This is a genomic window from Roseibium sp. LAB1, from assembly GCF_054658235.1.
The window spans coordinates 1513227-1529246 of record NZ_BAAGIB010000001.1; the positions used below are offsets into that span (position 1 = coordinate 1513227).

12 protein-coding genes and 1 pseudogene are annotated in these 16020 nt (G+C 59.1%); 12 read left to right on the forward strand and 1 reads right to left on the reverse strand.

What is annotated here, in order from left to right; genetic code table 11:
- Positions 1–105 precede the first annotated feature (105 nt).
- From ACYQ54_RS07095 to ACYQ54_RS07135, 9 genes and pseudogenes are all read left to right on the forward strand, one after another.
- The gene (locus ACYQ54_RS07095) at positions 106–891 is read left to right on the forward strand and encodes an IclR family transcriptional regulator (RefSeq protein ID WP_460080631.1); all 786 of its coding nucleotides are present in this window, start codon (positions 106–108) and stop codon (positions 889–891) included.
- Positions 881–1561 carry an HAD-IA family hydrolase gene (locus ACYQ54_RS07100; protein WP_460080632.1) on the forward strand — a complete coding sequence of 227 codons (681 nt, stop codon included), beginning with the start codon at positions 881–883 and terminating at the stop codon, positions 1559–1561. Before ACYQ54_RS07095 ends, ACYQ54_RS07100 begins: the two co-directional genes overlap by 11 nt.
- Positions 1558–2913 (forward strand): aminotransferase class III-fold pyridoxal phosphate-dependent enzyme, encoded by a 1356-nt coding sequence (locus tag ACYQ54_RS07105; RefSeq protein ID WP_460080634.1) that lies wholly within the window; start codon positions 1558–1560, stop codon positions 2911–2913. The genes ACYQ54_RS07100 and ACYQ54_RS07105 overlap by 4 nt, the downstream gene beginning before the upstream one ends.
- An 856-nt stretch (positions 2914–3769) precedes the next feature.
- Entirely contained in the window at positions 3770–4912 is a 1143-nt protein-coding gene (locus ACYQ54_RS07110; RefSeq protein WP_460080635.1) for a helix-turn-helix transcriptional regulator, read from the forward strand.
- A 25-nt stretch (positions 4913–4937) separates the two neighbouring features.
- A complete protein-coding gene (gene bcsA / locus ACYQ54_RS07115; protein ID WP_460080637.1) occupies positions 4938–7193 on the forward strand; it encodes a UDP-forming cellulose synthase catalytic subunit in 2256 nt (751 codons plus the stop codon).
- Between the two features lie 11 nt (positions 7194–7204).
- Positions 7205–7933 (forward strand): annotated as a pseudogene (locus tag ACYQ54_RS07120) (cellulose biosynthesis cyclic di-GMP-binding regulatory protein BcsB); the annotation flags it as partial.
- 131 nt (positions 7934–8064) lie between these two features.
- On the forward strand, positions 8065–9486 hold the full coding sequence (locus tag ACYQ54_RS07125; protein WP_460080638.1) for a cellulose biosynthesis cyclic di-GMP-binding regulatory protein BcsB: 1422 nt from the start codon (positions 8065–8067) through the stop codon (positions 9484–9486).
- Between the two features lies 1 nt (position 9487).
- Complete coding sequence (locus ACYQ54_RS07130; protein WP_460080639.1) at positions 9488–10585, forward strand: glycosyl hydrolase family 8; 1098 nt, start codon at positions 9488–9490, stop codon at positions 10583–10585.
- The gene (locus tag ACYQ54_RS07135; RefSeq protein WP_460080641.1) at positions 10564–12354 is read left to right on the forward strand and encodes a hypothetical protein; all 1791 of its coding nucleotides are present in this window, start codon (positions 10564–10566) and stop codon (positions 12352–12354) included. Before ACYQ54_RS07130 ends, ACYQ54_RS07135 begins: the two co-directional genes overlap by 22 nt.
- Before the next feature lie 186 nt (positions 12355–12540).
- Here the strand turns inward: ACYQ54_RS07135 and hpaR are convergent, their stop codons facing one another.
- The gene (gene hpaR, locus ACYQ54_RS07140; RefSeq protein WP_460080642.1) at positions 12541–12993 is read right to left on the reverse strand and encodes a homoprotocatechuate degradation operon regulator HpaR; all 453 of its coding nucleotides are present in this window, start codon (positions 12991–12993) and stop codon (positions 12541–12543) included.
- A 102-nt stretch (positions 12994–13095) separates the two neighbouring features.
- Here hpaR and ACYQ54_RS07145 point away from each other — a divergent pair, with 102 nt between their 5' ends.
- Genes ACYQ54_RS07145 through hpaD form a run of 3 tightly spaced genes read left to right on the forward strand, consistent with a single transcriptional unit; the run spans position 13096 to position 16007 of the window.
- A complete protein-coding gene (locus ACYQ54_RS07145) occupies positions 13096–13482 on the forward strand; it encodes a 5-carboxymethyl-2-hydroxymuconate Delta-isomerase (RefSeq protein ID WP_460080644.1) in 387 nt (128 codons plus the stop codon).
- 3 nt (positions 13483–13485) lie between these two features.
- Positions 13486–14997, forward strand: coding sequence for a 5-carboxymethyl-2-hydroxymuconate semialdehyde dehydrogenase (hpaE, locus tag ACYQ54_RS07150; RefSeq protein ID WP_460080647.1), 1512 nt, complete (start codon positions 13486–13488; stop codon positions 14995–14997).
- A gap of 29 nt (positions 14998–15026) precedes the next feature.
- Positions 15027–16007 (forward strand): 3,4-dihydroxyphenylacetate 2,3-dioxygenase, encoded by a 981-nt coding sequence (gene hpaD, locus ACYQ54_RS07155; RefSeq protein ID WP_460080649.1) that lies wholly within the window; start codon positions 15027–15029, stop codon positions 16005–16007.
- Positions 16008–16020: the final 13 nt, after the last annotated feature.

The following is a 16020-nucleotide window of genomic DNA, read 5'->3' on the forward strand; positions in this document are numbered from 1 at the left end:
CGTCGGTTTAAAAATATATTGTTTCAAATGAAACTACATGTCAACATTATCTCGTCGAATGTCGGAGCTTCCCTCCGGCACCTCCGCAAAGGGACAAGCTGAAAGATGGGCACGATCACAAAAGCGCTGAGCCTGCTGAACCACTTTTCGGCAAGCCGCTCGGAAATCGGCCTGACCGAGTTCCGCAACCTGTCGGGCCAGGACAAGGCAACCGTTCACCGGCACCTCAGCGAACTGACGGCGAACGGTTTTCTTGAGCAGAACCCCGGCACCAAAGGTTACCGCCTCGGCCCCGCCATCCTGCGCCTTGCCGCTGTTCGCGAACGCCTGTTTCCGGCACGCCGGCTGGTCGCGCCGCTGGTAGAAAAGCTGGCAGGAGAACTTGGAGAGCTGGTGCATGTTTCGTTGAGAGAAGGCGACCACCTGTCGCCGCTCTACCATTTTGACGCCCTCCTTCACGGGACGCGGGTCTATTTCGACGAAGCCGAACTGCTGCCGCTGCACGCCACCGCCTCCGGCCTTGCCATGCTGGCCTTTGGCCCGATCGACCTGCTGCCGCAGCTTCTGAAGACAAAACTCAAGCCCTCCACCGGCTATACGATCACCGATGCCGATCTGCTGAAACAGGCGGTCGAACAGGTACGAAATGACGGCATCGCCTTTATCGACCAGGGCTTTGAGGAACACGTCTCGTCATTTGCCTCGCCGGTGTTCGGAGACTTGCCCGAGGCAATCGGCACCATTGCGGTCGCAGCCCCCACCGTTCGCATGACCGACGAATTGAAGGCAAAGATCCGCGCAACCCTGCCACTTGCGGCAACGGAAGTGACGGAAAAACTCGGCGGTGTTGTTCCGGTCGATTTGAGAAGGATCTGGCGCGATGCCGCATGACACGAAGGCTCTGGTGCTCGACTTCGGCGGCGTCGTTACCCACACGATGTTCGAGACCCACAACTTGACCGAACAGGCCCTCGGGCTCGCCCCGGGCAGCCTCACCTGGCGCGGGCCCTTCGCACCGGAAACGGACAGTCTCTGGCAGGCAATGCAGCAGGACGAGATTTCAGAACGCGACTACTGGCACCGGCGCACGCAGGAAGTTGCCGAGCTGACTGGCAACAGCTGGACGAAAATGGCCGAGTTCGTGAAAGCTGCGCGCGGCGCCGATCCCGATGCCGTCATGCGGCCCGAAGCCCTTGCCGCCATCGACATCGCCCGGAAGGCAGGCTGCAAGCTAGCCGTCCTGTCCAACGAGCTTGACCTCTTCTACGGAGCAGACTTCAGAAAAAAGCTCGCCTTTCTGGATGATTTCGACGTCATCGTCGACGCCACCTACACCAAGATCCTGAAACCTGACCCGCGCGCCTATCAACTGTGCCTGGACGAGCTCGGCCTGCCGGCATCCGCCTGCGTCTTCGTCGATGATCAGCTGCGCAACATTCGTGGTGCGGAGGCAGTCGGCCTTCAGACGGTCCACTTCAACGTTCTTTCCCCCCGTTCCTCATACGACCAGGCTCTGTCGCTGCTCGGCCTGCCAAGCTTACCCCAAGGAGACATGACATGAAGGATTCCAACTTCCTGAAGGAAAACAACGCCCGCCATGTCTGGCATCCGATGGCGCATCCAGCCGACAGCCAGGCCAACCTGCCGACGATCGTGACCGGTGGCCGTGACGTGTTCATTACCGATGTCGACGGCCACGAAGTGCTCGACGCCGTCGGCGGTCTCTGGAACGTCAACCTGGGCTATTCCTGCGAACCGGTGAAACAGGCAATCGCCGACCAGTTGAACGCCCTGCCCTATTATTCGATCTTCCGCGGCACCTCGAACGACAAGGTGATCGAGCTTTCCTACGAGCTGGCCGACTTTTTCGCGCCGGACGGACTGTCGCGCGCGTTCTTCACCTCCGGCGGATCGGACTCGGTCGAGGTCGCTCTGAAGCTCGCCCGCCAGTATCACCGCATTCGTGGCGAAGCCGGCCGCACCAAGTTCCTCAGCCTGAAGAAAGGCTATCACGGCACCCACTTCGGCGGCGCCAGCGTCAACGGCAACGGCAAGTTCCGCAATGCCTATGAGCCGTTGCTGCCGGGCTGCTTCCATATTCCCGCGCCTTACACCTACCGCAATCCGTTCAACGAGAGCGATCCGGCCAAGCTCGCCCAGCTTTGCGCCTCAGCCCTTGAAGACGAGATCGCCTTCCAGGGTGCGGGCACCATTGCCGCCTTCATCATGGAACCCGTGCTAGGCGCTGGCGGCGTCATGCCGCCGCACTCCAGCTTCATGCCGATGGTGCGCGAGATCTGCGACCGAAACGGCATCCTGCTGATTTCCGACGAAGTCATCACTGCCTTCGGTCGCACCGGCAGCGAAAGCGGCGCGCGCCACTGGGGCGTGCAGCCGGACTTCATGTGCACGGCCAAGGCGATCACCAACGGCTACTTCCCTTTCGGCGCTGTGATGATCGCCGGCCATGTGGCCGAAGTCTTTGAAAAGGACACCAGCGGAATTGCATCTATCGACACCGGCTACACCTACTCCGGCCATCCGGTTGGCGCCGCCGCAGCTCTTGCTGCACTTGCTGAAATCCGCCGCCTGAAGGTGCATGAAAACGCAGCCAGCCGCGGCAAGGAACTTCTCGGAGGCCTCAAAGGTCTGCAGGAGCGCTTCGAGGTCATCGGCGATGTTCGCGGCGAAGGTCTGATGTGCGCCATCGAACTGGTCTCCGACCGCACCAGCAAGAAACCCGCCGCAAAGGACGTGCCGCTGAAGCTGCAGCAGGCCGCCTATGAGGACGGCGTCATGATCCGCGTTTCCGGCAACAACGCCATCTTCTCACCGCCCCTGATCGTAACTGCAGACCACGTTGCGAAAATCCTGTCAGCCGTCGAAACCGGCCTGAAGGCGGTTGCCAGCTAGGACATCTGGCGGCCACCAGGCGCGACACGCAACCCCAAAAGGTAGCGCGTCACCACCTTGAAACGGAGCCCTCACGCCTGTGCACCCTGAGGGCTCCGATACCTTTTCAGACCGCAGACAGCCAGCAGATGTGGTCAGCTCCCTCTCGACACAATCGCCTGCGCACCGCTGCGCTATGCCGCTTTGTGCCCGGCTACAGGCTGGACGTTTTCCTTTCAGGCAAAGCTTTGCCTCCGGGTTTCCGCTGCCGGGCGCTGCTTTCTGTCTTTGTTACCCCTGAGTTCGGGCTAACTGGATCAAAAAACCGAGATCAAGAACGCCCATTTTCTGAGCTTGAACCGAAATTAGCCAACCCCGCCTAATTTCACGGCACATCCTATAGCCATTTCAGACAAGATAAAATTTTATTGGAAACAGTTTTCGCGGCGCTCGTTCCGAAAACATTTTCGGCCTTTACGCCTCAAGAAGTAAAAATCAAAAATTACATAAAATGCTGCGTCGCAACAATACACGCATACGCACCACCTTGACTTGCATTTCTTAGATCAGACAAAAACAAGCACCGCAACGCAACCCGATGATCTTAATGTATTCATCGCCGGGATTTGATTGTTACTCAGATGTATTCTTCTTTTTTCGTTGCGTTATAAATTAACCAACTCTTCAGTTGTTATAAAATTGGTGCAATTGCACTAAAGAAACGGCATCAATTTCCCTGTATAAAATGACTAATATTTTATTAAACGCATAAGAGATTAATCATTTGATTTAGACAATGTTTCGATTTCACGAATGAGGCAGACGAAAACTTAGATCGCGGTCACGAATAAAATCATTTTATACGCAGGGGTTTAAAATGTATTTCGCATCGAGAGACTTCAACGAAAACGTTTTATATGGCGGCGAGATAAAAGAACGCCGCAACCGGAGCAACCTTGAATTCCCTTTTGCATTGGCAAAACGATTTGAATTTCTTCTCTTCACAATCTTTGTTTTCGATACGAGAAATAAAACTATCGATCTTTGCTATACGTTCGATGCTCACCGACAAACGTGGAATGCAAAACATCTGATCGACAGGGAAATTTATGCTTTTTCGCAAGTAAAGGCAAACTCCTGCACTCCAGTACAACACGACGCCGACATCCTGCACCGCACTGCAACAACACCAAACAGCCCTCCGCGAGACACAACCATCGAAACCAACCGCGCGGCTGTGCTCATGGTCGATTTGGGCATGGGGCTGCGGCTCTACCTTACAGCCCACATCCCGGTCGGATATTCGGACAGTTTGTTCCAAGGTGTCATAGCCTATGCGGATGACATATTCGGCGGCTTCGAGGCCTATGCCGTGGATCTCGTTTTCGGCAGAAACCGGGCCGAACTGACAAGCGCGCAATACTGGATCAAACACATAAAGTCCCCCGCGCTGGTCTTTTTCGGAAACGGCTCCGTCCTTGCGCAAAACCCCGCCATGGAAAAGGCCCTGCAGACAGACGGCGAACTTCGTCTGGTCGATGGCAGGATCCAGGCCCCCCTGAGCCTTGCGCCCTACTTTGCCCGCAATGCCGGCAATACGGCCTTCGACGCTTCGGCGACCTCCGGAACAGCCCGGTCAGAACAGGGGCGGGTCATGAGTGTCGACGGCAGCCCACGTTACTTCGTTGAAGCCGTCCCGCCACACACACCTCAGGACGAAACAGGTGATCCTGTGAGGGCCTACTTCCGCAAAAATGTCCTGATCAGTGCGGCCCCGGCCGCCAACACTGCGAGTGCCGAGGCGATAAAGGCTGCCACAGGTGTCACCCATCAGCAGGCGCGCATCATCAAAAAAATAATAGACGGAAAAACCGTAAGACAAGCCGCTGAAGAAATCGGCATCAGCTACAACACCGCAAGAAATCACCTTGCGATGGCTCAGCAAAGAACTGCCACCAGCTCACAAATCGAGCTCGTCAACTCGGTCACAAAAGCAATTCAAATAGCACCAGACCAATAAAGTACGAAGTACAGGAGTTTAGGCTATGCTGAACTTACTTTTATATGTATTCGCGACGATAGCGACCATCGCGACATTTTTCATCGTCACCCTGCCGCTTTCGGTTGAAGTTCAACTCTTTCTCGGCCTGTTCGTCCTGGTTGCCATGCAATTCACGAAAGTCTTGCCAGGCACACTGGGGCGCGTAACCTTTCTGACGCTCGGCGGCCTGCTCGTCGGCCGCTACGTCTACTGGCGCGTCACCCAGACAGTTCCGCCGATCGAGAACTTCTCCGATTTCGTTCCGGGCGTCCTGCTGTTGGTCGCCGAACTTTTCTGCATTCTGATGTTCTTCCTGTCGGCGCTGATCGTGTCCGACAGGTATGAACGCCCCCGCAAGGTGCAGAACACCGATGCCGATGCACCGACCGTCGACGTATTCATTCCCACCTACAACGAAGATCCGGGCCTCGTCGCCTGCACCATCGCCGCGGCCAAGAACATGGATTATCCGAAGGACAAGTTCCGGGTCTTCCTTCTGGACGATGGCGCGACCCTGCAGAAGCTGAACTCGACGGACCAGAAGGCAGCGCTTGCCGCCTATGAGCGCAGCCAGGAATTCAAACGGATCTGCGAGGATCTCGGCGCCACATATCTTTCCCGCGAGCGGAACGAACACGCCAAGGCCGGCAACCTCAATTACGGCCTGTCCCGGTCGGAAGGCGATCTCGTTGTCGTCTTCGACGCCGACCACGCACCGGCAAGGGAGTTCCTGCGCGAAACTGTCGCCTATTTCATGGACCCCGAACTCTTCCTGGTGCAGACCCCGCACTTCTTCCTCAATCCCGATCCCATCGAGCGCAACCTGCGCACCTACAACATCATGCCGTCGGAGAACGACATGTTCTACGGCATGATCCAGAAGGGTCTCGACAAATGGGACGCCACCTTCTTCTGCGGATCCGGTGCCGTTCTGCGGCGCGCGGCGCTCAACGAGGTCGGCGGATTTTCGGGTGTCTCGATCACGGAAGACTGCGAAACCGCGCTCGAGCTGCATTCGCGCGGCTGGAAGAGCGCCTATGTCGACCGTCCGATGATCGCCGGCCTGCAGCCTGACACCCTCGCCTCCTTCATCGGCCAGCGGTCCCGCTGGTGCCGGGGCATGCTGCAGATCCTCATGCTCAAGAACCCGATGTTCAAGCCGGGCCTGAGCTTCATGCAGCGCGTCGCCTACATGTCGAGCGCCATGTTCTGGCTGTTCCCGTTCCCGCGGCTGGTGTTCCTGCTGGCTCCGTTGATGTTCATCCTGTTCAACATGAAGATCTACATCGCGTCGCCGCAGGAATTCCTCGCCTACACGATGACCTACATCCTGGCCGTCGTTACCATCCAGTCCGGCCTTTATGGCAAGCTCAGGTGGCCGTGGATTTCCGAACTCTACGAGTACATCCAGTCGATCTACCTGTTCCCGGCGATCTTCTCCGTGCTGATGAACCCGCGCGCGCCGAAGTTCAATGTCACGACGAAGGGTGAAACACTCGAAGAAGAACAGCTCTCTGTTATCGCCTGGCCTTACATCATCGTCTTTGCGGTCATGCTGTTCACGACCGGCGTGCTGGCCTGGCGCCTGCAAAACGATACCGGCCAGACCGCCCTGCTTGGTGTTGTCGGCATCTGGCACGTCTTCAATCTGATCATCGCCGGTGCGGCACTTGGCGCCATCCTTGAGCGGAAAGAAGTCAGAACAGCACCGCGTATCCGGGTGCATCGCAAGGCGACGCTCCGGCTGCGCGACGAAACCATCCCCGTGAACCTGGTGGAATCCAACACCAATGGTCTGCTGCTGCAGCTTGAACGAGCTCCCGCATGGGGGAATGTGCTCGGCGACAACGGTCATTTGACGTTCCATCCCCGGCAACCGCTGGACCGGCCGGCCAAAACTGCACCGGAACCGGAAGAGGCTCTTGCCGAAACGGGCATCAACATTCGTGTCGCCTCGCAACGTGCCGGCTCGAAGGGAATTCTTATCGGTGCAGCCTATCTCGACACGGTCGCAACACGGGCAATCGTATCCAGCGACGTGATGTTTGCCGACCTCACAATTCCAAGGGCCCTGCACAACAGGAAGCTGAAAGGATCCTCGGTCCTCGCGGGAATGATGCGCCTGACCAGATGGGCACTTTACTTCGGCATTCGCGTTCCGGTCCTCGGTGTCATGACAGCACTGCGGTCCGGCCTGAAACGCAAACCGGCACCTGTCGAGCAGGACTTGCCTGAATCCGTCCTCTCGCCTGCAGAATGAGGATCGAAACGATGAAAACTCTGTATCACCTCAAAGCCGCAACCTGCCTCAAGGCAGCCCTTGTCGCCTCTACCTTGATCGCCTTGCCGGTTTCGGCGGGTGCACAACAACTCGATCTGTCGGTGCTCGATACCAAGACCGAGGAACGCAGCACCATCCGGCGGCTGACCGCAACGGCGGACCAGCTCAGGATGGAAGGCGAACAGGCCGAAATCCGGTTGGCCGTCTATGCGCCACGGGACGAAGTCCTTCTGTATCGCAAGCTTCAGGTGGACTATCTGACCGCGGTCTCGACCGCGCCGGAACATTCCAGCATGAGCATCATGGTCAATGGCCAGCCCGTCGGTGACATTGAGCTCAATGCGGGTGCGCAAAGTTCCATGCGGTCGTTCGATCTCCCGCCCGGCCTGATGGTCGAGGGGTTCAACGAAATTCGTTTCATCGCGAAGCACAAGCACCGCGTCGATTGCACGATCCCCGCGACCTATGAACTCTGGACGGTCCTGAACCCGGCCAATACCGGCATCAAGTTCGATCCGGGCCCTGATACCTCGCCGAGAGTGTCCGCCAGCCTCGAACTCCTGCGGGCGATCCCGAACGACAAGAGCGGCGCCACCAACATGCGCCTGCTTCAACTCGGCACGGCCAGCGCCGGTAACCAGGATCGGGCTCTTGCCGTTGCCCAGACCGTCGCGGCTTTCGGGAAATACCATAACCCGACATTCAGATCCGGAACGAACCGGGCACCGGCGCCGGTCTGGACATCATTGTCGGGACACGGGCGGAACTTTCGCACGCAGGCTATGCTGTTGCCGACGCCCGTTCCGAAATACCGGGGCTTGCAATTGTTCACCGGCCAGACACGGGCAGAGTGTCCCTGTTTCTCGCAGCAGAGAACCGTCCTGCCCTGGATAAATCCATCGAAGCCTTCAAGCAGGCCTTGCAGGCCAAACCGCTGTTGGGGAGCCGACGCGGCATCGCCGCCTTCGAAAACAAGTTCGGTTACAAGATCGAACCCGGCGAAGCGGTTTCCCTGGCAAAGATTGGCGTCAGCAGCAAGCGCTTCGACGGCCGGCTCCTGCGGCAGGATTTCTCGATCCGGCTGCCGGACGACTATTTCGTCGGCGATTACGGCAAGGCCAAACTGAGCCTGAACATCGATGCATTGGCGAACCTGTCCAATGCCAACCGGCTGCAGGTCTTCGCCAATGGCGCCGCGCTTGCGTCTGCCGAACTGACGCGTGACGGCATTTCCTCACGCAATCCGCTCGATATCCCGCTTGGCGGCTTCTCACCCGGCTTCAACGATCTGCGCATCGAAGTGTCGGCCCTGACCGAAGATGATGCCACGTGCGATGTCGCTACCGGCCTCAATGGCGACCGGCTGTCGCTTGATGCGGACACATCGACGATAGAGTTCGACGCACTTGCCAGGATGCGCGTGACGCCGAGCCTGTCCCCTTCCGACCTTCTGCCGAAAAATCCGGCAGAAAACCGACCGACGACCATCCAGGTGCTTTCCGACGACACGAAAAGCCTCGAGGCAGCCGTACAGCTTGCCGTGGCAACGGCGGCCATAACACAGCAGGTCCGGCCGATCGCCATCACGACGGCCTCTGCCACCGTCGGCAACCAGCCGGGGCTGATCGTTGCCCCGGTCAATCGCCTGTCGGGCATGGCCAAGGAAGCCTATCTGGACACACTCGACCCGGAAAGGACGCAAGGCTCACGCAGTCAGGTCGGCCGGTTCCTGGGCCTGAAGTCGGTTGACGATACGGACACCAGCGTGATGGCAAGCATTCAGCGCTATGCCGGATCCGCCTGGCGCAGCATTGGCTTCAAGCTCAATTCAGAAATGCTGTCCGACCGCAGCTTCGCCCTTCAAGGCAACAGCATCCTGATCGCGCAGCGCACGAAGACCTTGTCGTCGAAGGAAAGCTGGGTCGCTTTCATGGGCGCTCCGGTAAAACAGGACACCTGGACCATCGTGACCGGACTGACCAGCGACGACATCAAGGCCAGCACCGAAACAATGCTGCGGGAAGGCAGGCTCGCGTGGCTGACCGGCGATACGTCGCTCTACAACGCGACCACCAACCGGTTCACCTCGGAACGGCTCGCCGACCCGAGCTACTTTGCGTCGCTCGCCAACCCGTCGGAATTCAGAAACAGCAGGCTCGTCGTTGCCGGACTGGTCTCGCACAACATGCTCGACTTCGTCGTGTTCATGCTCGCGTTCTGCCTGGTACTCGGCTTTAGCTACTTCGTCTCCCTCAAACGGTCCGGACGCTGACATGTTGAGGCTTTGCATCACAACCGGCATGGCGCTTTTCCTGACGCTCGCTCCCGCATCAGCCGAACCGGTCTTCGGCGAGGGCGCGCGCAGCAGGGAAGCCGTGTCGCTGTGGCTGGGGTCGGCGTGGCGGGACTACACAAGCCGTCACATGACCCCGGAAGGGGCAATCATCGACGATGCCAACGAGGGCATCAGCCACAGCGAGGGCCAGGGCTACGGCATGGTTCTGGCCGTTGCGGTGGGCGATCGGGACACCTTCAAGCTTATCCGCGACTACACCTACGAGAACCTTCAGGTGCGCAAGGACCGTCTGTTTGCCTGGAAGCTTCTGCACACGCCTGAGGGCCCCAATGTCGCCGACACCAACAACGCCACGGACGGCGACCTCCTCATCGCCTGGGCACTGATCGAGGCTTACAAGAGTTGGGGCGATGCCGAAGACCTTGCCTCGGCGAAGGTCGTTCTGGCGGATATCGCGGCGACGCTGCTTCAGCCAAGTGCGCTTGGACCGGTGCTCGTTCCCGGCAGCGAAGGGTTCGTTTCTGCCGATCACCAGACCGTCACGGTCAACCCGTCCTACTGGGTCTATCCGGCCCTTGAAACCATCGCCCAGTTCGATACGTCCGCGAACTGGGGAGAAGTCGCCGTTGTCGGAGAGGACGTGCTTGATCTCTCCCAGCGGGCCCCGACCTACCTGCCGCCGGACTGGGTGGACATCGGCGGCCTCAAGCTGGTGCCTTCCGAAAAGTTCCCTCCGGAATTCGGCTACAATGCCATCCGGGTTCCGCTTTATCTCGCTCTTTCCAGAAACGCCCTGCGCGTGAAGAAGGCGGCGGACTTTTCGACAATGCGCGGCTTTGCCGATCCACGCGGCCCATCAGTCACCCATGTCGTTACCGGCGAGCCACAGAGCGTCATGGGCGGCATCGGGTTTCGTGCGATCGCGGCATTGACCCGGTGCATGGACAAGGCCGAGCCCTTCCCGTCCGACCTGCTTCAGATCGGCACCGATGACTACTACTCCACAACGCTTCAGATCTTCACAATTCTCGCAATTGCAGAGAGGTATCCGCAATGTCTTTCACCAGAATGGTAATTGCCTCCTTCGCGCTGGCGTTTGCGACGAACGGTTCGCTGGCACAGACCGCACCGTGGGAATCCGCCCCCCGGCAGCAGCCAGGCGGCTCTCCGTTTGTCTTGCAGGCACCTGAAACCGGCGGATTGCAGGCGCAGCAGGCCAATGTTTCGCCCTTCGCGCTGTCGGTCACTCAACCCGGCGCCGGGCAGACTTCCGCCCCGGCGGCACCAGCTGCCGCCAAGGTCGACGAAACGGCCTTGCGGTACTATGCGCAAAATGGCGAAATCGGCCGTGTGTCAGCGGAAATCAAACGGCTCAAGGCCCTTCATCCGGATTGGCAGCCACCGGAAAACATCTACGATCAGAACCGGGTCGAGGTGAACGAACAACCCCTCTGGGACCTGTTCGCCACCGGCAGGACCCAGGATCTCTACGCCAAGATCCGGGAATACATAAAGCTCTATCCGGGCTATGAACCCTCGGCCGAATTGCGCCGGCAGATCATCAACGCCGAAGCGCGCAAGACACTCATCCAGGCGTCCGAACTCGGCAACTCCCAGGAGGTCATTCAGACCGCGGTCAAGAACACCGACCTTCTGACCTGCCAGGAAGTCGACATGATCTGGCGGACCGCCAAGGCCCTCAACGAGACGGGACAGGACGTCAAGGCGCTCGAAGCCTACAAGTATATCCTGACCAACTGTGCCAACGAGGACGAGCGCAAGGCAACCGTTCAGAAGGCTGCCGAAGTCCTGCCGCGCAAGGCGGTGGAACAACTCGTCGCCTTCGGCAGAACTGGTCTGGACGGGCGGTCGGAGTTCAACGAAATCTACCTCGACCTGTTGCGCGGTGAAGTTGGTGAAGGCGCCACGGACCCCGCAATGATGGTCGAGAAATCGGATTTGGACGCGCTCGCCAATTCCGCAACCAAACTCCAGAATCCGAACGATGCTGAACTTCTTGGCTGGTATTACTATTCCCGAGAGGAGTTCAAGACGGCCACGAAATGGTTTCAGGCAGCCTACAAGTTGCGCCCGACGCCAAAGGCTATCGAAGGCATGGTCGTTTCCATGAAGGAGGAAGGCGACTATGAGGAAGCGGAGGAACTCGCCTACAAGAACCGCCGCAAGGATCCACTCATCCTGAAAGCCTATCTGGAGGTCGTCTCGATCCAGCTTCTGGAAGGCTATGGCGCTGAAATGGATTTCAAACGCCTGTCGCGATTTGCAAACGTCGTGCAGGACGCGCAATCGCCAATCGCAGCCCAGGTGTTCGGTTGGCATTTCTTCAACACGCTCGAACTCGATGAAGCCGAAATCTGGTTTACCAAGTCGATGGATTTCCAGCCGAACGAAGCTGCCGCGGTTGGCTTGATCGTGGTTGCTCAGAGGAAAAAGCAGAAAACCCGGGAACGGCAACTCATCGCGGAATGGTCGAACAAGTTCCCGGCGATCAAGATGCTCGGCAACACACAGCTTGCGGCCGCGTCCGCCACGCGGAGCAGTTCGTCTGGCGGGTCGCGCTCCTCCGGTTCTTCGTACCTGCGTTCAGCCGAACAGGAGATCAGCACCGGCGATTATGCCGGCGCCCTGCCGTTCCTTGAACGCAACGCGATGAGCGGGCAGGAAAGCCGAAAGGCGAAATTGCTTCGGGCCTGGGCCCTTTATCACACAGGGCGCTCAAAAGAGGCGCACAAGCTCTTTGCGGAAGCCGACAAGTCACGTTCAACGACCGAAACCCGTCAGGGCAAGTGGTTCTCCGAAAAGAAGATGTACCGCTACAACTAGAGCACCCGGTCTCTTCCCGCACGAGACCGGAAACCCGGGGTCCCCTTCAGTCACGCCGGTTGAAGGGGACCCCGGCGCTGTTTCCGGAACGGCCCAACAGCGCGTTTTCCTTACCTGGCCTTGAAAGCGAAAAAAGCCGGCTCACTCGGAAGCCAGCCTCATGGACCAAACCCGGGCCCAAGCTTCTTACAGCTTCTGGAAATCCTCCAGGATGTCGAGCAGCTGGGCCAGCTTCTCTTTGCCGATGACTTCTTCGATACGCGCGGCGATCGCCTTGGCATCCTGAAGCTTGTCATCAATGATCGCCTGTCCGGCGGCTGTGATCGCGACCGTCTGCTTGCGCCGGTCCTTATCGTCAGCCTGACGGGTCACCAGCCCCTTTTCCAGAAGCGTCTGAACGATCCTTGTCTGGCTGGGGAGCAACAGACAGGCCCGCTCTGCCAGGGTCGAGGCGTCCTGGGGGCCGTATTCTTCCAGCACCCGCAGGATGCGCCACTGCTGCTCGGTGATGCCGCAGTCGGAGAGCATTTCCCGGATTGGCCCCATGACTTTTTCACGCGCCCGGATGAGGGCAATCGGGATGGAGCGTCTGGTTGACGGCAGCGTTGTGCCGCCAGCGGGTTTGGTGTCGTCGATCATGCAAGGTCCATAGCGAATTGGCAGATTATTAGACACAAAAAGTTTGACAGTTTCGATCTCATATATTTAACATAGCAAATATTGCGCTGTTAAGGAAATCCCATGCCGCACATATCGCTGGAATATTCCGCCAATCTGGAACAGCGGGCCGACATTCAGGCCCTGTGCGAGCATCTGCGTGCCCAGGCAGCAACCATCGATGCCCTTCCCATGCCCGGTCTTCGAGTACGCGCCATACGGTGCGACCACTATGCAATCGCCGACGGCGATCCGAAACACGCCTTCATCGACATTTCCGTGCGCATGCGCGCCGGACGTTCGGACGACGTCAAGCGCGACGCCGCCGAGCGCCTGTTCGCTGCCGCAAAGACTTTCCTGGAACCGGTTCTGGACACCAGCTCGCTCGCGCTATCGCTTGAGCTGCGTGACATCGACCCGGACCTTTCGCCCAAGACGGGCACCATTCGCGACCATTTGGGGACTGCCTGACCCATGCCTGACCTTCAGAACAACATCGAAAAACTTGAGGCCTATCTCGCACGGTTCCGGGAAACCGGCGTCCTGAACCAGATCGGCGGCAAGGCCTGCCCCGCAGTCTCTGGTGCCACGTTCGAGACCACATCACCGGTCGACGAAAGCCTGATCTGCAAGGTGGCCCGAGGCGATGCCGCCGATATCGATGCTGCTGCCACGGCCGCAAAAGAGGCGTTTCCCGCATGGCGCGACATGGCCGCGACGGAGCGCAAGAAGATCCTGCACAAGATCGCCGACGGCATTGTTGCCCGCGCGGAGGAAATCGCTTTTTGCGAATGCTGGGACACCGGCCAGGCGCTGCGCTTCATGTCGAAGGCTGCTCTTCGCGGTGCCGAAAACTTCCGTTTCTTTGCCGACAAGGCGCCGGGCGCCCGGGACGGCCTGGCCCTGCCATCGCCGACCCTCATGAACATCACGACCCGCGTGCCCATCGGTCCGGTCGGCGTGATCACGCCGTGGAACACGCCCTTCATGCTGTCGACCTGGAAGATTGCACCGGCGCTCGCGGCAGGCTGCACCGTGGTTCACAAGCCGGCGGAGTTCTCTCCCGTCACCGCTCGTATCCTGATGGAAATCGCCGAGGAAGCCGGCCTGCCGAAGGGTGTCTGGAACCTGGTCAACGGCCTTGGCGAAGAAGCCGGCAAGGCCTTGACCGAACATCCGGACATCAAGGCCATTGCCTTTGTCGGCGAGAGCCGCACTGGCTCCATGATCATGCGTCAGGGCGCGGAAACCCTGAAGCGGGTCCATTTCGAGCTCGGCGGCAAGAACCCTGTAATCGTCTTCGATGACGCCGATCTCGACCGGGCACTCGATGCGGCAATCTTCATGATCTATTCGCTCAACGGCGAACGCTGCACTTCCTCATCGCGTCTTTTGGTGCAAGACACCATTGCCGATGAATTCGAAGCGAGGCTCATCGAGCGCGTCAACAACATCAGGGTCGGTCATCCCCTCGATCCTTTGACCGAAATCGGACCGCTGATCCACAAGACCCATTTCGACAAGGTCACCGGCTATTTCGAAACGGCCCGCAAGGACGGCGCGACAATTGCCGCAGGCGGCAGCCGTGTCGGGACGGAAGGCTGCTTCGTCCGCCCCACCCTCTTCACCGGTGCGAACAACTCCATGAAGATCGCCCAGGAAGAAATTTTCGGCCCGGTGCTGACCTCCATCCGCTTCGGTTCCGAAGAAGAAGCTCTGCGGATCGCCAATGATATTCCCTACGGCCTGACCGGTTACGTCTGGACCAACGACTTGACGCGTGCGCTTCGGTTCACAGGCAGCCTGGAAGCGGGCATGATCTGGGTAAACTCGGAAAACGTCCGCCACCTGCCCACCCCGTTCGGCGGCGTCAAGGCCAGCGGTATCGGCCGCGACGGCGGCGACTGGTCGTTTGAATTCTACATGGAACAGAAACACATCGGCTTTGCGACGGGACAGCACACAATCCCGCGCCTCGGGGCCTGATAATAAAATAGATCTTCTGGGAGGACCTCATGCCCATTCCGGCGCCCAATCTCTACCCGCCCTTCAACATCGTCCGGCTCAGCCATGTGGAACTCGGCGTTACGGATCTGGCCAGAAGCCGGGCCTTCTATGTCGATACGCTCGGCCTTCAGGTGACGGACGAAACCGGCGACGCGATCTATCTGCGCGCCATGGAAGAACGTGGACACCATTGCCTGGTGTTGCGCAAATCGGCGGAGGCCTCAGCGCGCGATCTCGGCTTCAAGGTGTTCGACGAGGAGAATCTCGACAAGGCCGCCGCCTATTTCAAGGGCAAGGGCCTTCCGGTCGACTGGGTCGAGCGGCCCTACCAGTCACGCACCTTCCGCACCTGCGACCCGCACGGCATTCCGCTGGAATTCTATGCGAAGATGGACCGCCTGCCGCCGATCCATCAGAAATACGCGCTCTACAAGGGCGTGAAGCCGCTCCGCATCGACCACTTCAACTGCTTCTCGCCGGACGTCGATGCTTCCGTTGCCTTCTACAACGAGCTCGGCTTCCGGGTGACCGAATATACCGAGGACGAGGAGACCGGCCGCCTCTGGGCCGCCTGGACCCACCGTAAGGGCGGCGTCCACGATATTGCCTTTACCAACGGCAAGGGCCCGCGCCTCCACCACACGGCGTTCTGGGTGCCGACCCCGCTCAATATCATCGACCTGCTCGACCTGATGGCAACCACCGGCTGGGTATCCAATATCGAGCGTGGCCCGGGCCGACATGGCATTTCCAACGCCTTCTTCCTCTACATTCGAGACCCGGACGGCCACCGGATCGAGATCTACTGCTCGGACTACCAGACGGTCGATCCCGATCTGGAACCGATCAAATGGGATCTGAAGGATCCGCAGCGCCAGACACTCTGGGGCGCCCCTGCCCCAAGGAGCTGGTTCGAGGAAGGATCCCTGTTCGAGGGAACGGAAGTTCAGCCTCCCAGCCTTGCCGCACAACCGATTGTTGCGCCATAGGTGAAACAGACAA